The following is a 20,848-nucleotide window of genomic DNA, read 5'->3' on the forward strand; positions in this document are numbered from 1 at the left end:
ATGGCCGTTCCTACTACTACCATCGGCGCGAACCCGCAGTTTCCGGGCGCCGTGGCGCAAGTGTTCAATCCCGATCAGCTGATCGGCGGCAATTTCAAACTGGTGACCGACACCGTCACGCTGGGTGCGGGCAACCTGCCGCGCGGCGCGGTGCTGGGCCAGATCACCGCTAGCGGCAACTACATCCTGTCGGTCAAGAGCGCCACGGACGGCAGTCAAGTGCCGAGCGCCATCCTGGCTGACGCGACCGACGCCAGCGGTGGCGCCGTCACCACGGGCGTGTACCTGACCGGCGAGTTCAACGTGACCGCGCTGACCTACGACGCGACCTGGACGCCGGCAACGCTGAAGACCGCGCTGCGTCCGCTGGATATGTTCCTGAAGAACGTGGTCAGCGCGGTCGATCCGGCCTAGCGCCCGTCCGCGCCGCACAAGGTCCCGCTTCACGCGGGATTTTTTTTATCCTCTCCTATTGAAGGAATCGCAATGCCATTGAGTGGTAATACGTTCGCTTTCGACACCAACGCCCTGATTGCCGTGGTGCCGAACCTGAAGCGCTCCCAGCAGTTCCTGCTGGACCGTTTTTTCCCCAACGTCACCATGAGCGACACCGAGTATGTGTCCATCGACGTTGACGTCGGCAAGCGCCGCATGTCGCCGTTTGTCTCGCCACTGGTCGAAGGCAAGCTGGTCGAGCAGCGCCGCGTGCAGACCAACCAGTTCAAGCCGGCCTACATCAAAGACAAGCGCGCGCCTGACTTGCGCAAGCCAGTGCGCCGCGCCATCGGTGAGCAGATCGGCGGCACGCTGACCGGCGCCGAGCGCGAGGCGGCCAACGTTGAGCTGGAAATGACCGATCAGCTGGACATGCTGGATCGCCGTCTGGAGTGGATGGCGGCTCAGGCGCTGATCAACGGCACCGTCACCATCACCGGCGAGGGTTTTCCTACCGTCGTCGTGGACTACGGCCGCGACGCTACTCTGACCGTGGCCAAGACCAGCACCGGCAAGTGGACGCAGTCCAATATCAGCGCCGGCACCGCGTCGCCGTCGAACGACGTCGCCGCCTGGGCGCAGCAGATGCTGAAGAAATCGGGCGCCGCGCCGACCGACATCGTGTTCTCGACCAGCGCGTTCAACGCCTTCAAGCTGGACCCGGCGCTGCAGGGCGCAATCATCTATCCGAAGATGAGCGATTCGGGCAACTCGATCAACGCCGCCGCGCAGATCCAACTGGGCGCCCAGTACCAAGGCAAGTGGGGTCAGTACGACCTGTGGGTCTACAACGACTGGTACGTCGACGACAACAACGTCGAGCAGCCGATGATTCCGGACGGTTCGCTGGTGATGACCGGCGCCCAGCTGCAGGGTACGCGCGCGTTCGGACAGATCCTCGACCCCGAACACAACTACGAGTCGCTGCCGTACGCGCCGAAGACCTGGGTGGAGAAAGACCCGGCGCAGCGCATGCTGATGATGCAGTCGGCCCCAATCGTAATCCCGGCCCGTGTCAACGCGGCCATGTCCGCACAGGTGCTCTAAATGGCAAAAAATGATCAAACCATGGTCACGGTCAAAGTGGCCCCGCGCAAATCCGTCTACGTCGGCGCCGAACTGAAAGGTCCGGGCAGCCTGATCGACCTGACGCCGGAAGATGCCGAGGATCTGCACGGCAAGGGCTTCGTGGTCGATCCCGACGACGACGGCAGCGACCAGCCCGCGCAGATCGGCAGCGCCGCAGCATGATCGACTGGGACGCACTGGTGATCGGGCCGTGCGTCGGGGTGTTCGGTGAGCCGGTCATCTTCACGCCGGTAGGCGGCGACCCGGTGGAAATCGATCTGGTGTACGACGAGGGCAACAAGGATGTGGCGCTGGCCGGTGGTACGCCGCTCAACTCCTCAAACCCCATCGTCAGCGGCCAGATGTCGGTCTTCCCGGTCGAGCCGCAAACCGGCGACCGTATCCTGATCAAAGGAACGGGCGAAGAATTTGCCGTAAGCGATGTCGACGACGACGGAAAGGGTGGCGTGGTGCTGTCCCTGAACTACGTGGGGCCGGGCCTGTGAGCGCCGTACCGATCACCGCGCGGCGCGAGATCCGGCTTGCCGTCGTGGCGGCGTTGAAAAATGTGCCCAGCGCGACGGACATCGATTCGCCGGGCGATTGGACGACGCAGCTGGCCAGCCTGCCTGCAATTCAGGTGCGCGCGCCGAGGGGCAGCAAAGAACCATTAGGCCGCGGTGCGCCGTCGTACACGTCGGTGGTGCTGATCGAGATCGAGACGAAGGTGGTGGGCAAGACCGGCGCCGAGGCGCAGGACCTGCTGGAATCCTTTGACGCCGAAGTCGAAGTGGCGCTGCTGACCAACCACAATCTGGTGGCGATGACGCAGCAAATGAGCTTCGAAATCGAATCCGAGATCAACGCGGAGGGCCGCCACCACTACGGCGGCTCGAAGTGGTCGATCCGCTGCGAGGTGGCTGAAATGTTCGATCCGATCTATGAAGCGCCGTCCGGGGCGCAGCCGGTCGCTATCCCGTTCCAAGGCATGGATGTGCACGCCGATCTGGCCAACGTGTATGACCCCACGCGTACCTATCCGAACGCAGCGTTTTCAGACGCGGTAAAGCCGGCGCCGCGCAGCGCCGGACCGGATGGCCGCGACGAAGGCGGTCTGTCTATCAATTTTCCTCAATAGGAGATGTTATGTACGTCATACCCGCTCAGGGCCTGAGCATCCGTGACCCGGATCTGCAGGACCTGTTGCCGGAATCGGGCCGCTTGGTGCCCGATACCGATTACTGGTTGCGCCGCGTGCGCGACAAGGATGTCTTCGTGGCGGAAGCGCCAGCGCAAGACGAGGCGCCGGAGCCGGCGCCAACCGTCACCGAAGGGAGTGAGCAATAATGGCGATTAGCTTCAAAAACGTTCCCGCCAACATCCGCGTGCCGCTGTTCTACGCCGAGACGGACAACTCGCAGGCCAACAGCGGCCAGTCCACGCAGCGCGCGCTGATCATCGGCCAGATGACCAGCGCCGGCAATGGCGTGGCCAACGTGCCGGTGATGTCGCAGGGTGTCACCGACGCCGCACAGGTCGGCGGCGTCGGCTCGATGCTGCACCTGATGACACAGGCTTACCGCCTGAACGACACCTTCGGGGAAGTGTGGTATCTGCCGCTGGCCGACGACGCAGCCGCCACGGCCGCTGTCGGTTCCATCGCTTTCACGGCGGCGGCGAGTGCCAACGGCACGCTGAACCTGTACGTCGGTGGCGTCAAGGTTGCCCTGCCGGTGCTGACGACGCAGACCACGGCGGCGCTGGCCACGGCGCTTGCTGCGGCGATCAATGCGACGCCGGGCCTGCCGGTCAGCGCAACGGCGTCGACCGCCACGGTCACGCTGACTGCGCTGAACAAAGGGCCGTGCGGCAACGACATCGACCTGCGCCTGAATTACCTGGGCACGCGCGGCGGCGAGGTGACGCCGACAGGCCTCGCGGCGACCATCACGCAGATGGCCGGCGGTGCGACCCCGCCGAATCTGACCAACGCGTTCGCCAACTTCGCCAATCAGGCGTTCGACTTCATCGTCTGCCCGTACACCGATGCGACGAGTCTGAACGCTGTGCAGGCGCTGCTGAACGACACCACCGGCCGCTGGAGCTGGTCCACGCAGCTGTATGGACACGCCTTCGCGGCGCTGAAAGGCACGGTGGGCGCGTTGACCACGGCCGGCCTGCTGCGCAACGATCCGCACACCTCGATCATTGGCGCGTACGACAGCCCGACGCCGACCTGGCTGTGGGCCGCGTCGCTGGCCGGCGCCGCCGCCAACAGCCTGCGCGTCGATCCGGCGACGCCGCTGCAGACGGTGGTGATTCAGGGCGTGCTGGCGCCGCCGCTGCAGTCGCGCTTCCTGCTGACCGACCGCAACACGCTGCTGTTCGACGGCATCTCGACTTTTACGGTGGGCGACGACGGTACGGTGGCTATCGAAAACCTGATCACCACCTACCAGAAGAACGCCGCCGGCAACGCCGACAGCAGCTATCTGGAAGTGGAGACGCTGTTCACGCTGGCGTACGTGCTGCGCCAGATGAAGAGCGTGATCACCAGCAAGTATGCGCGTTCGAAGCTGGCCGCCAACGGCACCCGCTTCGGCCCCGGCGCCAATGTGGTGACGCCGAACCTGATCCGCGCCGATCTGATCGCGCAATACCGCGCACTGGAGCAGCAGGGCGTGGTGCAGAACGGCGACGCCTTCAAGGCCAACCTGATCGTGCAGCAGAACACGCAGAACCCGAACCGCGTAGATGTGCTGTGGCCGGGCACGCTGATCAACCAGCTGCGCATCTTCGCCCTGCTGGCCCAGTTCCGCCTGCAGTAATCGTCCGCGCAAGCAGACAACCACGCCGCCTTCGGGCGGCTTTTTTATAGGGAAGTGAGATGGCAGATACCACCAATCGGCTGGCCGGCACGGCATTCATCGCCGTGGACGGCCAGACCTACATGCTGGCCGGCGACCTGGCGTATAGCCCGTCGGGCGTCACGCGCGAGACGCTGACCGGTCAGGACCGTGTGCACGGCTACTCCGAGAAGCCGAAGCAGGGTTCGATCAGCGCAACGCTGCGCGATGCCGGCGGCCTGTCGGTAAAAGCCTTCAACGCGATGACCAATGTCACGGTCACGTTGGAGCTTGCCAACGGCAAGACGATTTTGGGCCGCAACATGTGGACCGTGGAAGCTCAGGAGGTGAAAACCGCCGAGGGCACGTTTGAAGTGAAGTGGGAAGGTTTTAGCGTCGAGGAGGTTTAAAGATGGACATCAACAACAACGAGCAGGGCGACGACAGCGCCGTAGCAGTCAACCCGGATGAAATCACGATCACCCTGCGTAAGCCGGTGACCGTGGGCAAAACGGCCAAAAGCGACGGCGTCACTTACGACTCGCTGGACCTGCGCGAGCCGAACGCTGGTGAACTGGAGAAGGCGTCCAAGTCGGCGACCGACATCGGCGTGGTGCTGAACCTGATTTCGCTGGTGGCCAAGGTGCCGCGCGCGGTAGCCGAGGGCTTGTGTCAGCGCGATCTGAAAGAAGCGTCCGATTTTTTGGCACGGTTCAACGAGGACGCCCCGGCAACTGGCGAGAATGCGTCGCTGAGCTGACCAAGTATTACGGGTGGGGGCCGCGCGATGCGTGGTCCCTGACCTGGTCGGAGCTGAAGTGGTGGAACGAGCAGGCTCTACGGATGATCGAGGCGTCTAAAGATGGCAAATAATTTTCAAATCACGATCACGGCCATTGACCGCGCAACTGCGGTCGTACGCCGGATCAACGCCGGCATGGCGCGCATCACGCAGCCGATCACGAACATCCGGCGCGCGGCCGGTGCGCTGTCTAAGGAACTGGGGTTCGACAAAGTCGGCGCGGCCGTCGGCGGCGCCGTCAAGAGCGTGCGCCAGCTGGGCGGGCAGCTGATGTCGCTGCTCGGTCCGCTGGGAATCATCGCTGGCGGCGGCACGCTGGCCGGCATCGCGGCATTGGCGACTGAGTGGGGCCGCATGGGTTCCGAAATCTCCCGCAGCGCCTCGATGCTGGATATGAGCGCCGGGAAGCTGCAGGCGCTGCGTGGTGCTGGCGCGCTGGCAGGGGTGGGTGCGCATGAGCTTGAGAGCGGCCTGAAAAGCTTGGGTGACACGATGGAGGACGCGCTCTATGGGCGCAATCAGCAGGCGCTGGTGGTGTTGAACCGCCTGGGCGTTGGCATCCACAAAACGAAAGACGGATCGATCGATGCGGCGCGCGGGTTCCGCGATCTGGCCGGCGCGATTGCCGCTACAAAGAATGTGCAGGTGCAGGGCCTCATCGCCCGCACCTTTGGCCTCGAAGCTGCCTTGCCGCTGCTGCGCAAGGGGCCGCAGGCCATCGAGGAATATGAGCGCAAGGTGGCCTCGCTCGGCGGTGTGATGGGGGGCGAGGCTCTGGCCGCCGCCGTCAAGTTCAAGGAGTCGTTGAGCTTCCTCGATATCGCAGTGCAGGGCGTGCGCAATACGATTGGCGAGAAGCTGCAGCCGGTGATCGGTCCGCTGATTGAGCAGCTGACCGCATGGGTCGCCGCCAACCGCGAACTGATCTCGACAAAGGTCGCGGAGTTTGTGCAGGGCGTGGCGGACTGGATTTCGCGTCTGGACTTCAAAGCCATTGGTGAGCAGGTCCGCCAGTTCTGCTCGGATATCGAAACGCTGGTCGACAAGTTCGGAGGCTGGCAGAACGCTGCCGGTGCCGTCGTGCTGGCGATGAATGCCGGCCTATTGGCTGGCGTGATCGACCTGGGCCTTTCCATCGGCAAGCTGGCCGTCGTCTCCGTCCCGGTGTTGATTCGCGGCTTTGGCTTACTGGCGGCGGCGACCGACGCGTCGCTGGTGCCCGCCATCGTGCGAGGCCTGACCAATGCGGCGCTATACACGGCAACGCTGGCCGAAATGGCTGCGGGTATTCCCGTGGTCGGATCGTTGCTTGGAGGGCTTTCTATGGGCTTTGCGAGCGTCGGCGCGGCCATCGCTGCCACGCCGGTAGGCTGGCTTATTGCCGGGGCCGTCGCGGTGGCGGCATCGGTCTACGCGATCTACAAGAACTGGGACAACATTACGGCGTACTTCAGCGAGAAGTTTGCGGGCATCAAAGCGGCCTTCCAGAAGAACTGGCTGAACGGCATCGTCAAGGCGCTGTGGGAATTCAACCCGGTCAAGATACTGGCCGATGCCATGAATGGCCTGTCCAAGTGGTTGTTTGACTTCGATCTGTACGACGCTGGCAAGAGCCTGATTAATCGGCTGATCGGCGGCGTGAAGTCGGTTGCTACGATGCTACCCAAGTCGGTGCTGAAGTTCCTCGGCATCGAGGGATGGGCGAATGCGCCGGTTCAGGTGTCGGCGGCGGTGGCGCCGGCTACTGTCGCCAAGACCTCGGCGCCGGTCCCGCCGTCTGGTGTTATCAAGACGCCAGCACCGGGTGCGCCGACTGTGCAGACGTCTGCACAGCAAGCTGCCGCGCCGCTGGGTGTGCGGAACAACAACCCTGGCAACTTGCGTCAGTGGGGCGATATGCCGCGTGACGCGAAGGGTTACGCCATGTTCCCCACGCCGCAGGCAGGGCTGGATGCCGCCATCAAGAACCTGCGCGCCCAGCAGCAGGTGCATGGCCTCAGCACCATCGAGGGCATCATCAGCAAGTGGGCACCGCCATCGGAGAACAACACCGGGGCTTACATCTCGGATGTGGTTAAGCGCACCGGGTTCGGCGCTAAACAGCGCCTGAACCTTGATGACCCCGCCACGGTGGCGCCGCTCATTTCCAGCATCATCAAGCATGAGGGCAATGGCGCGGCCTACAGCGAAGAAATGATTAACAAGGCCGTCGCCGCCCAGCTGGGCTCGGCGCGCGACAACGCGCCGCAATCGGGCGGGCCACAGCAGGTAGAAATGTCGCTGACGCTGCATGGACTGCCTGCCGGCGTCACAGCCAGTGCGCAGACGAAGGGAGGGCAGACGACGCCCGTCCGCGTTGCGTACTCCATGCCTACGGGAATCACACCATGAGTATTGACCAACTGACCGGCGGCGCCCAGTCGCTGGCAAATGCGGTATCGAGTGGCCAGAACATCACCAACCGATTGGCCTCCGATGTGGGCGCGGGCGGCGGCGGTGATTCCGGTTCGTGGATGTCCAAGCTGCGGCCGGCATCCTTCCGTGGCGTCCCGTTCAAGGTGCTGGAGGGCCAACTGAAGTTCGGGCGCCGTAGCGTCATCCATGAGTATCCGTTCCGCGATACGGTGTGGGTGGAGGACCTTGGCCGCGCCGCGCGGCGCATCGCGTTCACCGGATACATCTTCGGTGACGACGTGATCGCTCAGCGCGACCAGCTGATGAAAGTGTGCGAGGAGGTCGGCGCGGTCGAGGGCGGGGAGCTTGTGCATCCAACCCTCGGCCGGATCACCGTCAGCCTTGCGGACGGCGTCGGCTGCGCTGAGCGTTGGGATCGCGGGCGTGTGTTCGAGCTTGCGTTTTCGTTCGTAGAGCAGGGCAAGCGGATTTTCCCCAACTCCACAGTGGATACGCAATCTGCGGTTTCCACCGCCGCAGAGAAAGCCAAGGCGGCGGCCAAGGCCAACCTGATCAGCACCGCTGCCGGCGCACTCAAGTCGGGCCTGTCCGTGGTGGGGCAGGCGACGTCGGCGGTGTCCAGCTGGGCACGCTCCGCGCAGCGCCTGGTCAACGATGCGACGAACCTGTACCACTTCGTGCAGACCATGCCGGGCGAGTTCGGCCGGATGTTCGGCAGTAACGCGACGCGCTCGTCAGGCGCCGCCACGACGGTCGATAGTCTGGTGGCGCAGGGCGCTGCAAATCGCGCCAAGGTCGCGGTGGCGGCCAGCAAGCTGTCCAGCACCGCCGGGGCGCTCGCCGCTGTCTCTGGCGTTGCGGCGCCGTCGAGCGTCACATCGGCCAATGCCAGCAGCGCGGTGCCTCCAGCCGTGTCCACGGCGCTATCAGCCTACGTCGACGCGGTGCATGCGCTTGTTGCGGCGGTGGCGGCAGCGGCGCCGTCGCCACCGGATGCACTGCGATTGCTTGCCGGGCTGACTGCAGCCGCGCCGGCCGTGCCGGCTAGCCTTGGGAAGCCCGTCTACCCTGTCAGCCCGGTGGCGCCGCCGACCAGCGCGCAGGCGGCCGCATTGATGGCTGGCGCAACGGCGGACCTTTTCCGCCGTGCCGGCGTGATCGAACTGGCGAAGGCCAGTGCGAGCTACAAGCCGTCGTCCAGCGATGATGCTGTCGCGGTACGTCAGCAGGTAACGCAGCTGCTGGACGATGAAATGCAAGTGGCGGCCGATCAGGGACAGGACGACAGCTATCAGGCGCTGCACGTCGTCCGTACGGCGGTCGTGCAGGATCTCGCCGCGCGCGCGGCCGACCTGGCCAGCATGGTGCAGGTCGCTACGCCGCATTCGGTGCCGGCGCTGTTTCTGGCGCAGCGGCTCTACCGGGATGCGGCGCGGGCCGACCAGTTGATCGCGGAAGCCAATCCTATCCACCCGGCGTTCATGCCGCCGACGTTCAAGGCGCTGGCGCGATAAATCGGGCCTCTCTACGGCCGTCCAAAGGAAAAACGATGCAAGACGATCTGACTCTCGTTGTCGGAGGTATGCGCCTGTCTGGCTGGGATTCGATCCGGGTCACCGCTGGCATCGAGCGCTGCCCGAACGAATTCGACATCACGATGACGGAGCGCTTTGCCGGCGAGCTGGCGGGCGCCTCCACGGTCGTGAACGCCGGCGACGCCTGCGATGTACTGCTTGGCGACGATGTGGTAATCCGTGGCTATCTCGACCGGTTTATCCCGACGATCAATGCCGGCCAGCACGCGATACAGGCGGCTGGGCGCGGACGCTGTCAGGACCTTGTCGACTGCGCGGCGGAATGGCCCGGCGGCCAGATCACCGCGTCGAGCGCGCTGGGCGTGGCGCAGAAGCTGTGCGAGCCATACGCGTTGTCGGCCACGTGCCTGGGAGATGCTGGCGGCCCAATACCCCTGATGGTGCTGAACAATGGCGAAACAGCCTTCGAAATCATCGAGCGCGTGTGCCGGTATAGCGCGCTGCTGGCTTACGAAGGGCCGGACGGTAATCTGGTGCTCAGTCAGGTGGGCACGGCAAAGGCGGCAAGCGGCTTTCAGCAAGGCGTGAACGTAACCAGCGCCTCGTGCGCGTTTTCGGCCGATCAGCAGTTTTCCGAATACCTCGTCGTGCGCATGTCGATGGACGTGCTGCAGGACGCGGGCGACGCCGGCAACACGGTCGAGACCGTGACCAATCCGAACATCAAGCGGCATCGGCGCCGGGTGATCGTGTCCGAGGGCGGAGACATGGGATCGGACGTGGCGAAGCAGCGTGCGCTGTGGGAGTGCAGCAGGCGCTGGGGCCGCGCGGCGCAACTGCGCCTGACCACTGATAGCTGGCGTGATTCGTCCGGCAAGCTGTACACGCCGAACACGCTGGTGGACATCGATATCCCATTCCTCAAGATCGTCAAACGCAGCTGGCTGATCAGCGAGGTGACTTACCGGCGCGACGCCGAGGGCACGGCGGCCGACCTGGTGATCATGCCGCCTGAAGCGTTCGCGCCTGAGCCGATTCTCCTGCAGCAGGGGCCGGCGGAACTGGGGCAGCAATAGGAGAACCCAATGAGTGAGATTTATGCCGCCATCGAGAGGGTGTACCGCCGCGTGCTGCTGGTGGTGGGGCGCGGCAGGATCAAGACCGGGGCAGACGATGGGCCGGCGCAAAAGCAGCAGGTGCGGCTGAGCCAGTTCGAGACGTTTGACGACATCCCGAGGTTGTCCGAATACGGCTTTAACTCCATGCCGCCCGAGGACTCCGACGCGGTCCTGATCTTCGCCGGGGGCAATCGCCGCGACGGCGTCATCATCGCCACGGGAAACCAGACCTACCGCATGCGCAACCTCAAGCCCGGTGAGGTGTCGATTTCCGACAACCTTGGCCAGTCGGTCTACCTGACTCAGGGCGGCATCGTCATCGACGGTGCCGGGCTGCCGGTCCTTGTGCACAACACGCCGTCCGTCACGCTCGACACACCGACCGTGCACGCGACCGGTGACGTGGTGATCGACGGTGCGCTGCTGGTCAGGAAAGACGCCACGGTCGAGCAGAACGTGCTGGTGGAGCAGAGCGTCACAGCGAAGGGCGACATCTCCGACCACGGCAACAAGTCGATGAAGGCGATGCGCGACGTGTTCAACGGCCACGATCACGCGGTGGCCAGCGTCAAGGCGGGATCGGACAGCGTCAAGACCAACAAACCAAACCAAACCGAATGAGCGATACAACGATTATCTGGGACCCGAAACAGGGCATGGGTGACTGGGCGCTCGACGGCGCGCAGCTGGCGTCGGGTAACGACCTGCTGACGGCGGTCTACATCAGCCTGTTTACCGACCGCGTGGCCGGCGCCGACGACGTCATCCCTGACGGCTCGCAAGATCCGCGCGGCTGGTGGGGCGATGGCGACGTCGTCATCGGCTCGCGTCTCTGGCTGCTGCGCCGCGCGAAGCAGACCGTCGAGACGCTGAACCTTGCGAAGGACTACATCACCGAGGCGTTGCAGTGGCTGATCGATGACGAGGTCGTCGGTAGCTTCGACATCACGGTCGAATGGACGGCGGCCGGCATGCTGGGCGCCAATGTGGTGGCGCACAAGCCAGCCGGCGGCCCGACTTCAATGCAATTTTTCTGGAACTGGAACAACTGACATGCCCTACGCAAGACCAACACTATCCGGCCTGCAGGAGACGGTGGCCAGCGACATCGCGGCCAGCCTGAAGGGCTCCGACGCGCTATTGCGGTTTTCCAACTTGGGCATTACAGGCCGCGCGCAGGCGGGGCTGGCCAACATGCATTACGGGTATCTGGACTGGATCGCAAAGCAGGCGGTCCCATTCACGTGCACCGACGAATTTCTGGAAGGCTGGGCCGCGCTGAAAGGCGTGTTCCGTCAGCCGCCGACCAGCGCCGCAGGTGTCGTCACCTTCAGCGGCGCCGCTGGCAAGTCGATCCCGGTGGGCGCCGGCCTCGCGCGCAGCGATGGCGTCGCCTTCGTTTCTACATCGGCGGCCGTCGTCGCGGCGGACGGCACGGTCGCGGTGCCGGTCGCCGCTGTAGCCGATCCGGCTGGCTTGGCCGGCGCGTTTGGTAACACACCGGTCGGCGCCACGATGACGTTGTCGCAGTCCATCGCCGGCATCCAGTCAACAGGCGCTGTGAGCGCGGAGATCAAGGGCGGCGCGGATCTGGAAGGTAGCGACAGCTTGCGTAGCCGGATGCTGGCGGCCTATCAGCAGGCGCCACAAGGCGGCGGCCTGAGCGATTACGAGAGCTGGGCGAAAGCGGTGCCCGGCGTCACCCGCGCCTGGTGCGTGCCGAACGGCTTCGGCGTGGGCACGGTGGTGATCTTCACGATGTTTGATGAGGTGCGCGCCAGCGGTGGCGGCTTCCCGCAGGGAACGGACGGCGTCGCCGCTGCCGAGAGGCGTGGTTTGCCAGCGAGTGGCGACCAGCTGGTGGTTGCCAATGTCCTCTACAGCGTGCAGGCGGTCGTGGGACTGGTGTACGCCGCCGCGCCAACCGCGCTTGCGGTCGATCTGACCATTCAGGGCCTGCCCCCAAGCGTGCAGTCTGCGGCCTCTGCGGCTGTGGCCGCGACGCTGCTCACGCTGGGCCGGCCTGGCGGCACGATTCCGTATGGCGCGCTCTGGTCCGCCATCGCCACGGCGGCAAACGGCAACGCCTTCACCGTCACGCCGACCGCCGACATTGTCTGCGGCTTCGGCCAGCTGCCGGTGGTCGGCACGATCAGTTACGGGGGCTGAAGATGGCTGCTCCTTCATTCAGCGCGGCCGATTACCTCGGCGCGCTGCAGGCGCTGATGCCGCGTGGCCGGATCTGGCCGCGCGACGTGTCGTCGGTGCAGGCCAAGGTGCTGGCCGGCTTGACGAAGGTCTACGAGGCTCAGAACCAGCGCGCCAACAACCTCCTTGTCGACGCCTTTCCGCAGACCGCGCTGGAGCTGCTGCCCGAGTGGGAGGCGACGCTCGGGCTGACGGCGACCAGCGCCGGCCCGGCCGCTACCTTCGCCGCGCGGCAGGCGCTGGTGGTGGCGCGGCTGATCGGCGCCAACGGCATCGCGGCCGGCGACTTTGCCGATTACGCGGCGCTTCTTGGCTACTCGATCACGGTGGCCGGCAATGCGCCGTTTCGCTGTGGTCAGAGTCGTGCCGGCGCGCACGTCGGTGACGTCGACCGCATGTTCGAGTGGATCGTCACCGCGCACGCGCTGCCCTCGATGCCGTTCGGGTCTTACGGTCCCGCGCTGCTGCAGCAGGAAATGCAGCGCCTGGCGCCGCCGTACGGCTTCCTTAAATTCATTTTCAACTGAGGTGACAGATGTATCAAATTGATGTGCCAAGCGCCTCGCCTATGCTGCCGGCGGGATCAGCGCCGGGCGTCGCCGGCTATTTCACCGACGGTAGCGTTGCCGGCGGCATTGACCCCACGGTGGTGCCAGCGGAGTTTCTGAACGCCGTGATGCTTGAATTGCTGGGCATCGTGACGGCGGGTGGGGTGGCTCCCACAAAAGGCTCGAATGGACAGGTGCTGCTCGCGATTCAGAATCTGATCGAAGCGCGCTCAGGCAACTATGCGCTCGATACGGGCGCGGCTGGTGCCTACGTCGTTGTTTTGAGCCCGCCACTCACTGCGTATCCCAACGGGCTGCAAGTTCGCTTCCGAGCCACGCATCCAAATGCCGGAGCCTGCACATTGGATGCCGGTGCTGGCGTGCGCCAGTTGGTGCGAGACGACGGCGCACCGCTGCAACAGGGCGACATTCCCAATAACAGCGTGGTCAGCGCGACCTACGACAAGCCGGCGGACGTGTTCTTGCTCAACAGCGTGGTGCCCTCGCAATTCGGGAGCATTGCGAAGCTGAACATCGGTGCCGGGCTGATCAATGACGGCGCCGGCAACCTTGCCTTTAATTTTGCCGGACAAGCATCGGCAAACTATTTTTATTCACAATTTTGAGGTGACTTTATGGCATCAGGAAAGCTGGGCTCTGCCGACCTACCAGCCGGCGGTGCGGACACACTGATTTGTACGGTAGCGGCCAATCAGGCAATCAACGTCCGGTTTGCGAATCGAAATGCGGTTCAAGTGCGCGTGCGCCTGTCTATCGGTACTGGCGCCAATCCGTCAAGCGCGGATTACGTGGATTACGACGTTGCAATTCAACCTTATGGAGTTCTGGAGGATACCGGCATCGCTGTGTCTGCTGGAGAGAAGGTTTGGGCACGTAGCGATACTGCAAATGTAAGTGTTCGTGCCCACGGCATGTAAAGGAGGATCGTAATGGGACAAGTAGCAACGCAGGCGGCTGGCGCAATCGCGGGTTCGCTGACAATCAATGGCGCCCTGCCAACCCAGAATGTGCCAGCGGGCTTTTTGGGCATATTCGGTGGCGGGCAATACCGTATGTATGGCTCGCCCGGCACTTACAGCTTCGTCGTTCCGTCGGGCGTGACATCGATTCGTGTGCGCGTAGTCGGTGCGGGTGGCGCTGGTGCTGTGGGCATTGCGGCACAAGCAGCGACTGGTGGCTCTACGAGCTTCGGTGCGCTCATTTCGGCGACTGGCGGAATGGGGGGATATGGCACAAACAATGTGGGCGGCATTCCGACCGGCGGCGCGGGAGCCGGCGGGGCATTTCAGGCTGCTGGCGGCAATGGCGGCTCCTCGACAAATGCCTCTAGCGGCGGCGGCGGCGGTGCGGCAGGGTCGCAGCTGGGCGACGGCGGCCGTGGCGGAAACGCCGCCGGTTTGAATAGCGCGGGAGCGGGTGGCGGGATTGGCGGTAACGCTGGGGCTGATTACGTGCTGGTTAACAGCAAAGGAGGCGCCGGATCTGCATTTGGTCCTGGCACGCTGACCTACGCAGGGCCTGATGCGGCCGGCGGCATTGCGCAAGCTTCCAACGGCGCAACCAATCCAATCAACGCGACGTTGCGCTTCCCTTTTGACGGTTTTACGGGCGGCGGCGCAGGTACGCCTACCGCAACGGCCGTTGCAGGTTATCGTGGTGGACCGGGTGCCGGCGGTGGTGCGGCCTTCGCAGCAGCGCCGGGCGATGGCGGCGCAGGTGCGGGTGGTGGTGGCTCGAATGCCCAAGGCCTCGGCGGGAATGGCGGCGTAGGTGGGGGTGGTGGTGGTGCAAACGGTGGCGCCGGCGGTGCCGGCGGCGGATATGCGCACGGAACGTTCGTGGTCACGCCGGGTACGACTTACACCGTCACTGTCGGCGCGGGCGGGTACGGCAACGGCAGCACTGGCAACGGCGGCAGCGGGCTGTGCGCGGTGGAGTTCTGATCGTGGAGCACTGTGAAGCTTGTAAATTTTTTCTCCCGCGTGGCGAAAGTCAAGGGCTCTGCCGTCGTTATCCGGCGACCCCGATTGTGGCCAATGGCGGAATATGCGCGCAGTTCCCTCCGATGTGCAACGAGGGTTGGTGCGGTGAATTCAAATCGAAAACTGGAGGGGAACAATGACCACCTACGCAAGAAACGTCAACGGTACGGCCGTTGATGTCACCGAGACTGATCCGGCTGAAATTTTCCACCCTGAGCTGGCTGAGGCGTTTGTGGTGGTGCCGGATGGAACCGAGAACGGCGCAACCTTCTCCGGTGGGAAGTGGACCAACCCTGCTGTCTCGACACCTGAACCGTTGGTTGGTGCTCTTCCTATGCTCACACCTATGACGCTGTACATGGCGTTTAAGCCGGCCGAACGCATTGCGATCAAAGCATCTCAAGATCCGATGGTTCAGGAATTCTGGGCTATGTACCAGTTGTCTGTGCAGTTGGATAAGCCGACCGATCCGAATCTGGTATCGGTGCGTATGGCGATTGCCTATCTGGCGTCGCCGGTCGATCCTGGCCCCGGCGCGGGCATCCTCGAAGGCCCCGAGCGGGTCGACGAAATCCTCGCGGGCATTCCGCAATAACAAAGCATCACCCCATCAGCCGCCTTCGGGCGGCATTTTTTTGTCTATTGAAAGGAAGTTATGCGTGATACCCATGTCCCTTCGCACTCCGACCAAGAACGCTTGGCGCGGGTGGAAACCGAAGTGGGTTTTTTGAAGGAGATGTTCAGCGAGGTAAAGTCCGCGCTGCTGCAGGTGGCCGACGATATGCACAAGCTGGCGGTGCTGGAGGCTGAGCGCGCGGAGGACCGCCGCACGATCAAGCGCGTGTTCGAGCAGTTCCGCACGGTGAACGACTTCGCCGGCCAACTGGACGCGCGCATCACGCAGGTGGTTAACAGCGTCGCCGCGGCCGAGACGCGCCGCATCGAGGCGGAACTGAAATCGCGCAATCGCTGGCTGTGGGAACTGGCGCGCACGGCGCTGGCCGTCGCCGTGGCGCTGGCACTGTCGAAGCTGGGAGTGCACCTCGTATGAAGCCCGACGACTTTATCGCCCGGTTGGCGCCGGCAGCCATCGCCTCGGCCAAGGAGAGCGGCATCCCGGCAAGCTTCGTCATCGCGCAGGCGGCGCTGGAGTCAGGCTGGGGCACCGCAAAGCCCGCTATCAACGCGCTGAACCTGTTCAACATCAAGGCCGACGCCAGCTGGCCCGGCCCGGCCTGGCAGATGGCCAGCCAAGAGTACGTCGCCGGCCGCACCGTGGTCGTGCCGGCGAAGTGGCGCATGTATCCGACGTGGCAGGCCAGCGTGGAAGATCACGCGGCGTTCCTCAAAAAGAACAAGCGCTATGCGGCTTGCTTCCTGCCGCCGGACTGGACGTCTCCATCCGCGCGCGAGGTGCTGGCCAAGTGCGGCAACAGCGCGGCGCTGGCCCGGCCGGCGTGGTTCGCCATGCAGATCGCCGCTGCTGGCTATGCGACCGACCCCGCTTATCTGGACAAGGTCTTGCAGGTGCTGCGCGGTCACAACCTGGTTGGCTTGGACGCTCCACGCTAACCGCCCATACAGCCGCTGCGCGCCCGCCAGCGGCTTTCTTTTACCAATCTGGAGTACCAATATGTCTCATAAAGAGAAAGTGATTCTGCACGTCCTGCTGGGCTTCGTCGGCTATGCCGTCTGGGCGATGATGGCCTTCTTTGATCCGTCGTTGCGCCACGATTTCCTCGTGTTCAACATCGGCATGGCCACCGGCACGATTGGTCTGGCGCTGCGCGACATGAAAACCGCTTCCGATGCTTCGGCGGCGGCTCAAACGCCACTGCCGCCGCCGGACCCGGTCGAGCGGACGATGATTGTCTGCGGCCGTACGTCGAGCGTTCCGCAGGCGCCGCCACCGCGCCCAGCTGCTGCAGAGGCCGGCTTCGCGCGCGTCAGCGTCATGGCGGCTTTGGCGATGTCCATGCTGGTCGTGCTTTCTGCCTGCTCCTTGGTGCCGCAGAACGTCAGCGCGGTGCAGGAGGGCGTCGCGCAAACGGTCGTGCAGTCGTCGGAGCGCACCATCTGCCGCGACATCCCCATTGGGACCTGGCTGCGCCTCTATGGCGCGAATGCGGACCGGCTGAAGGGCTGGCAGGCGCTGTGTTTCAATCCGGTGACGGCGCCGCTGAATGCTGAAACCATCGCCGCTATCCTGAAGTTGTATCCCGGCTTCGTGGCGGCATCGACGGCGACACCGCCCCCGGTAACGCCGGATACGTTGCCGGGCGTGGCAGCTGCGGTGCAGTCGGGCGCTGCGGTCCCGGCGAATGGTGAGGTGGCGAAGTGACCGCCGCGTTTCGCAATTCCCTGGAGGTGGAATGCGTGGACGACACAGCCAGTAGCGGGCGTGGTATCTGGCGCCTGACAGCGCCGCTGCGTTATTACTCGGACGTTCTTGGTCGTGAAATCGAGATCGAGGCAGGGTTCCTGACCGACTACGCCAGCGTGCCACGCATTCCGTTCGCTTATTGGCTGTTCGGTGACACCAGCCACCGTGCGGCGGTAGTCCATGACTGGCTGTTCCACCATCACGAAATCTGCGACGAGGCTACCGCAAACAAGGTGCTGCTGGAGGCTATGACGGTGGAGGGCATCCCCGCTTGGCGCCGCGCAGGGATTTACGCGGGCGTTGTGGTGGGTGGCCGGGCTGCTTGGTTGGAGGACGGTCGCAGCAGCGGCCATTCGATCACAGACGGGCGTATTGTTTAAGCTGTGCAGACGTCTGCATTCAGTCTTTCGGCTTGCCAATCTTGGAAATGCTCTCCCACATTTCTTTCGCCACTTCTGGACTGGTGCGTAGGAAACGAGTTGAGTCAAATGACTTAGAGGCGGCTAAAAAGCCATCTTTCTCCTCTTCTGCGGGAGGCAGGTTTTCCCAAAAGCTGGCGAGCCTTGAGATGAAGTCCAGTGTTTCGTCGTCGAGCGTGCGATTTTTAATGTTCTGGACTATCCGCGCTGACCGGTCGAGATCTTCCTTGAACCAGAATGTCAGGTCGGCGCCTTGAATCCACGGGTCCGAAACCTCGTGCGAGTTTGCGCCCGGCGGCAATTTTTCGAGATCGATGATGCAGCCGTCGATTCCTGATGGCCGCAAAACGGTGACGTAAAATTTTGACATTTTTTCAATCCCGATAGTGATCAGCCGAATAGCTGTGTCAACTTCAAAAAAGACAGAGCGCCCGGACTTGCTGCGCTAACAGCAAGTCCGGGCCTCAATCCACTGAGTAAGCAGTGAACCGAGCAAGGCTCTGCACCTCGCGCGAGGCGGCAGAAGTCTAGCACAAATGAAAATTAAAGGTTTACCTGTGGCAATACCAATCATTCCATGGATCGGCGGAAAACGCCGTCTCGCTGACCGCCTGATCCCCCAATTCCCTCCTCATTCCTGCTACGTAGAGGTGTTTGCTGGTGGCGCGGCGCTGTACTTTATGCGGCCGCCCGCCGACGTGGAGGTAATCAACGACATCAACGGCGACTTGGTCAACCTCTACCGCGTCGTCAAAAATCACCTGGAGGAATTTGTCCGGCAGTTCAAGTATGCGCTGTCGAGCCGCGACGTGTTTAAATGGATGCAAGACACACCGCCGCACGTGCTGACGGATATCCAGCGCGCTGCACGCTTCTTCTACCTCCAGCAACAAGCGTTCGGCGGCAAGGTGCAGGGCCAGACGTGGGGCACGGCTACCACGGCGCCACCGATTAACCTGCTTCGCATTGAGGAAAATCTATCCGCCGCGCACTTGCGCTTGGCAAGCGCGTACATTGAGAACATGGACTGGCACAAGTGCATGGAGCGCTATGATCGTCCCCACACTCTGTTTTATTTGGATCCGCCGTATTGGGAAACTGAGGGGTATGGTGTCGACTTCCCGTTTTCCGAGTACGAGCGAATGGCCAAACTGATGGCGTGTCTTAAGGGCAAGGCGATCTTGAGCATCAACGATCACCCCGATATCCGAAAAGCGTTCGCTGCGTTCCAGATGGACACCACTGGCATTTCTTACACGGTGGGTGGCGGCGGCAAATCCGTTGAAAGGCAGGAATTGATTATCTATAGTTGGGACAGGCAAGCGGATCCCGTTGGGCTGTTCTGATTTTTGTGCAGACGTCTGCACGGTGGATTCCAGTGTGACGATTCGTCGATCATGCGCCAGTGTGATCGATGCTTCAAAACTTGCGTGCTACTTTTGCGACACGGTTTTTAAAAGCGCGTCGTTTTGACGTTCCGTCGCTTACCATACTTTTTTCGATTGCTCAAATTATGTACGCGCTTTTAGGGTATGTGATATTCTTCAACCATAAATAGCCGGATCCGGCTACAAAAATGGCGCTGAGAGGGGAACCTCTCAGTGCCATCGAGGCTAGCTGAAATATTGGCTAGCAAATTGCAACAATTGCGGTATAGCAATTACAAGCGCCGATGCGATGCTGCATCGGAGGGAAAAGTAGTTTTCCCCTCGCTTGACAGTCAGTCTGATTGTCATTAACGCTTCCTCCTTTCTAGTGAGGCGACTGGCACGGCACCTGGGTCTCTTGGCGGGGATTAGGTGCCGTGTTCCTTTTGCGCTACTCATCTGTCATCTATATTACCAAGTTTTTGATGATGCGAAATCAGGCCTCGCTTGCAACCACGCATTTGCCCCACTTTGTTTGCAAAAAACAAGCAAAAGTGACTTAAACAAAGTGTGGGCTGCTTAGTTCGCACCTGCCCCAAATTTTGGATTTGGTACTAGATGTAGTTGTGATCTGTTTTTAATTACTACATTTTGTGTTTTGAATTTTATGTAAGTTTATTCTATTTGCAATCTGTTCTATCTATATTCGGCTTCAAATTTTTTTAAATTACATCTATCAAAATGATTTTGGCCCAATCGATTGCAGACAGTTTTTTCATTACTGAGGTGAGAGATACGCTAATAAATTTGTTCCGAATGAAAAAAAAGACCCACTAAAGCGGGTCTCCTATGTGCTACGCAGCTACAAGTTCCAATTGTTTTCCTAAGCTCTCAAGGGCTTCTTCAACAGTATCAATTTTTGTGGGGTGGTGAAGATCAACTAAGCGATTGACCACCTGAGGTGATGTTCCCATGCGGCGTGCGAGTTCAGATGGCCCGACCTTCTGAGCGACCATTTCGTTCAGCAGCAAGATTTTGCACGCCGCACTGGCGGGCAATGAGATTAAGCGCTCCCCCTGGAGGGCGGGCGAAGGAGGGGGCACAGCGCGCCGATCCTCAAAGTAGAAATCCATAGCTGAAATAAGAGCGCTAGCAGCTTCAGCGGCTGCTTCGGCCTCGTCCTCGGCCTGGGTGATTGCTTCAGGAATATCCCTGAAGGTAATGACAAAGCCGCCCTCTTCGGCGGGTTCAAAGTGTGCTGGATACTTCATAAAACTCCTTCCCATAGGGAGATATGCTGGTGGTGCGATCTGTGGGACAAGCCCCTTTCGGGCCTGTCTCACTTCAGTTTGAGTTGCTTTTTGATGCCTTCTACGGTCCCAGTTTTAAGTTCCTTGGCGGGGTGTCGCGGAAGTATGGTTTTTTGCCCGTTCAGATAGACTTTCAAGTGATTCGTTCCATCTTCGAAAGTCGCTCCTTGTTGTCTGAGCCATCTCACGAACTCGCTCTGCTTCACTGCACCTCCATGTTGTTGCGATGTAGTGATATTAAACAAAAACGTTTAAATAATCAACTGAAATTTAAGCGTTTTTGTTTAATCTTTCTCCAGTGTTCTGACGCCCTTGCTGTGCACTAAATCAC

Annotated in this window: 28 protein-coding genes; 25 read left to right on the forward strand and 3 right to left on the reverse strand. The window is 62.1% G+C overall.

All coding sequences use genetic code 11. The annotated features are described in order from the left end of the window. The 24 genes from HH213_RS17910 to HH213_RS18025 all read left to right on the forward strand — a co-directional run bounded on the left by HH213_RS17910 (position 1) and on the right by HH213_RS18025 (position 17,801). Positions 1 to 414 (forward strand): head decoration protein, encoded by a 414-nt coding sequence (locus HH213_RS17910; protein ID WP_169113108.1) that lies wholly within the window; start codon positions 1 to 3, stop codon positions 412 to 414. Between the two features lie 72 nt (positions 415 to 486). Continuing rightward, the gene (locus HH213_RS17915) at positions 487 to 1,542 is read left to right on the forward strand and encodes a major capsid protein (RefSeq protein ID WP_169113109.1); all 1,056 of its coding nucleotides are present in this window, start codon (positions 487 to 489) and stop codon (positions 1,540 to 1,542) included. Next, positions 1,543 to 1,746 (forward strand): hypothetical protein, encoded by a 204-nt coding sequence (locus tag HH213_RS17920; RefSeq protein WP_169113111.1) that lies wholly within the window; start codon positions 1,543 to 1,545, stop codon positions 1,744 to 1,746. It abuts the gene before it with no gap. Then, a complete protein-coding gene (locus HH213_RS17925) occupies positions 1,743 to 2,069 on the forward strand; it encodes a head-tail joining protein (protein ID WP_169113113.1) in 327 nt (108 codons plus the stop codon). Before HH213_RS17920 ends, HH213_RS17925 begins: the two co-directional genes overlap by 4 nt. Further along, complete coding sequence (locus HH213_RS17930) at positions 2,066 to 2,701, forward strand: hypothetical protein (RefSeq protein WP_169113115.1); 636 nt, start codon at positions 2,066 to 2,068, stop codon at positions 2,699 to 2,701. The genes HH213_RS17925 and HH213_RS17930 overlap by 4 nt, the downstream gene beginning before the upstream one ends. An 8-nt stretch (positions 2,702 to 2,709) precedes the next feature. Next, positions 2,710 to 2,910, forward strand: a complete 201-nt coding sequence (locus tag HH213_RS17935; protein ID WP_169113117.1) for a DUF2635 domain-containing protein — start codon at positions 2,710 to 2,712, stop codon at positions 2,908 to 2,910. After that, positions 2,910 to 4,391, forward strand: a complete 1,482-nt coding sequence (locus HH213_RS17940) for a phage tail sheath subtilisin-like domain-containing protein (protein WP_169113119.1) — start codon at positions 2,910 to 2,912, stop codon at positions 4,389 to 4,391. The genes HH213_RS17935 and HH213_RS17940 overlap by 1 nt, the downstream gene beginning before the upstream one ends. A gap of 59 nt (positions 4,392 to 4,450) precedes the next feature. Then, positions 4,451 to 4,819, forward strand: a complete 369-nt coding sequence (locus HH213_RS17945) for a phage tail tube protein (protein WP_169113121.1) — start codon at positions 4,451 to 4,453, stop codon at positions 4,817 to 4,819. Positions 4,820 to 4,821: 2 nt separating this feature from the next. Then, positions 4,822 to 5,169: a phage tail assembly protein gene (locus tag HH213_RS17950; protein WP_169113123.1), complete on the forward strand. Its 348-nt coding sequence runs from the start codon at positions 4,822 to 4,824 to the stop codon at positions 5,167 to 5,169. A 102-nt stretch (positions 5,170 to 5,271) separates the two neighbouring features. Beyond that, on the forward strand, positions 5,272 to 7,602 hold the full coding sequence (locus HH213_RS17955; RefSeq protein WP_169113124.1) for a hypothetical protein: 2,331 nt from the start codon (positions 5,272 to 5,274) through the stop codon (positions 7,600 to 7,602). After that, positions 7,599 to 9,140: a DNA circularization protein gene (locus tag HH213_RS17960; RefSeq protein ID WP_169113125.1), complete on the forward strand. Its 1,542-nt coding sequence runs from the start codon at positions 7,599 to 7,601 to the stop codon at positions 9,138 to 9,140. Before HH213_RS17955 ends, HH213_RS17960 begins: the two co-directional genes overlap by 4 nt. 35 nt (positions 9,141 to 9,175) lie before the next feature. Then, positions 9,176 to 10,237, forward strand: coding sequence for a phage baseplate assembly protein (locus tag HH213_RS17965; RefSeq protein WP_169113126.1), 1,062 nt, complete (start codon positions 9,176 to 9,178; stop codon positions 10,235 to 10,237). A 9-nt stretch (positions 10,238 to 10,246) separates the two neighbouring features. Continuing rightward, positions 10,247 to 10,900 carry a phage baseplate assembly protein domain-containing protein gene (locus tag HH213_RS17970; RefSeq protein WP_169113127.1) on the forward strand — a complete coding sequence of 218 codons (654 nt, stop codon included), beginning with the start codon at positions 10,247 to 10,249 and terminating at the stop codon, positions 10,898 to 10,900. After that, positions 10,897 to 11,331, forward strand: coding sequence for a phage GP46 family protein (locus HH213_RS17975; RefSeq protein ID WP_169113128.1), 435 nt, complete (start codon positions 10,897 to 10,899; stop codon positions 11,329 to 11,331). The genes HH213_RS17970 and HH213_RS17975 overlap by 4 nt, the downstream gene beginning before the upstream one ends. A 1-nt stretch (position 11,332) precedes the next feature. Next, entirely contained in the window at positions 11,333 to 12,448 is a 1,116-nt protein-coding gene (locus tag HH213_RS17980; RefSeq protein ID WP_169113129.1) for a baseplate J/gp47 family protein, read from the forward strand. A 2-nt stretch (positions 12,449 to 12,450) separates the two neighbouring features. Further along, on the forward strand, positions 12,451 to 13,014 hold the full coding sequence (locus tag HH213_RS17985; RefSeq protein WP_169113130.1) for a YmfQ family protein: 564 nt from the start codon (positions 12,451 to 12,453) through the stop codon (positions 13,012 to 13,014). 8 nt (positions 13,015 to 13,022) lie between these two features. Then, complete coding sequence (locus HH213_RS17990) at positions 13,023 to 13,661, forward strand: hypothetical protein (RefSeq protein ID WP_169113131.1); 639 nt, start codon at positions 13,023 to 13,025, stop codon at positions 13,659 to 13,661. 9 nt (positions 13,662 to 13,670) lie between these two features. After that, positions 13,671 to 13,973 (forward strand): hypothetical protein, encoded by a 303-nt coding sequence (locus tag HH213_RS17995; RefSeq protein WP_169113132.1) that lies wholly within the window; start codon positions 13,671 to 13,673, stop codon positions 13,971 to 13,973. Between the two features lie 12 nt (positions 13,974 to 13,985). Further along, entirely contained in the window at positions 13,986 to 14,999 is a 1,014-nt protein-coding gene (locus tag HH213_RS18000) for a hypothetical protein (protein ID WP_169113133.1), read from the forward strand. A 175-nt stretch (positions 15,000 to 15,174) separates the two neighbouring features. Next, the gene (locus HH213_RS18005; protein ID WP_169113134.1) at positions 15,175 to 15,633 is read left to right on the forward strand and encodes a hypothetical protein; all 459 of its coding nucleotides are present in this window, start codon (positions 15,175 to 15,177) and stop codon (positions 15,631 to 15,633) included. 60 nt (positions 15,634 to 15,693) lie between these two features. Then, on the forward strand, positions 15,694 to 16,089 hold the full coding sequence (locus HH213_RS18010) for a hypothetical protein (RefSeq protein ID WP_169113135.1): 396 nt from the start codon (positions 15,694 to 15,696) through the stop codon (positions 16,087 to 16,089). Further along, complete coding sequence (locus HH213_RS18015) at positions 16,086 to 16,610, forward strand: glycoside hydrolase family 73 protein (RefSeq protein ID WP_169113136.1); 525 nt, start codon at positions 16,086 to 16,088, stop codon at positions 16,608 to 16,610. The genes HH213_RS18010 and HH213_RS18015 overlap by 4 nt, the downstream gene beginning before the upstream one ends. Positions 16,611 to 16,671: 61 nt before the next feature. Further along, complete coding sequence (locus HH213_RS18020; RefSeq protein WP_169113137.1) at positions 16,672 to 17,379, forward strand: hypothetical protein; 708 nt, start codon at positions 16,672 to 16,674, stop codon at positions 17,377 to 17,379. Next, the gene (locus HH213_RS18025) at positions 17,376 to 17,801 is read left to right on the forward strand and encodes a DUF1353 domain-containing protein (RefSeq protein WP_169113138.1); all 426 of its coding nucleotides are present in this window, start codon (positions 17,376 to 17,378) and stop codon (positions 17,799 to 17,801) included. Before HH213_RS18020 ends, HH213_RS18025 begins: the two co-directional genes overlap by 4 nt. A gap of 19 nt (positions 17,802 to 17,820) precedes the next feature. Here the strand turns inward: HH213_RS18025 and HH213_RS18030 are convergent, their stop codons facing one another. Next, entirely contained in the window at positions 17,821 to 18,210 is a 390-nt protein-coding gene (locus HH213_RS18030) for a hypothetical protein (RefSeq protein WP_169113139.1), read from the reverse strand. A gap of 187 nt (positions 18,211 to 18,397) precedes the next feature. On the opposite strand from HH213_RS18030, the gene HH213_RS18035 reads away from it, so the two are divergent. After that, positions 18,398 to 19,186, forward strand: a complete 789-nt coding sequence (locus tag HH213_RS18035; RefSeq protein ID WP_174864460.1) for a DNA adenine methylase — start codon at positions 18,398 to 18,400, stop codon at positions 19,184 to 19,186. Between the two features lie 875 nt (positions 19,187 to 20,061). On the opposite strand, the gene HH213_RS18040 is transcribed toward HH213_RS18035, so the two are convergent. Continuing rightward, complete coding sequence (locus HH213_RS18040) at positions 20,062 to 20,478, reverse strand: type II toxin-antitoxin system HicB family antitoxin (RefSeq protein ID WP_169113141.1); 417 nt, start codon at positions 20,476 to 20,478, stop codon at positions 20,062 to 20,064. Between the two features lie 68 nt (positions 20,479 to 20,546). Continuing rightward, positions 20,547 to 20,723 carry a type II toxin-antitoxin system HicA family toxin gene (locus HH213_RS18045; protein WP_169113142.1) on the reverse strand — a complete coding sequence of 59 codons (177 nt, stop codon included), beginning with the start codon at positions 20,721 to 20,723 and terminating at the stop codon, positions 20,547 to 20,549. Positions 20,724 to 20,848 lie beyond the last annotated feature (125 nt).

The organism is Duganella dendranthematis, assembly GCF_012849375.1.
GTDB lineage: Bacteria > Pseudomonadota > Gammaproteobacteria > Burkholderiales > Burkholderiaceae_D > Rugamonas > Rugamonas dendranthematis.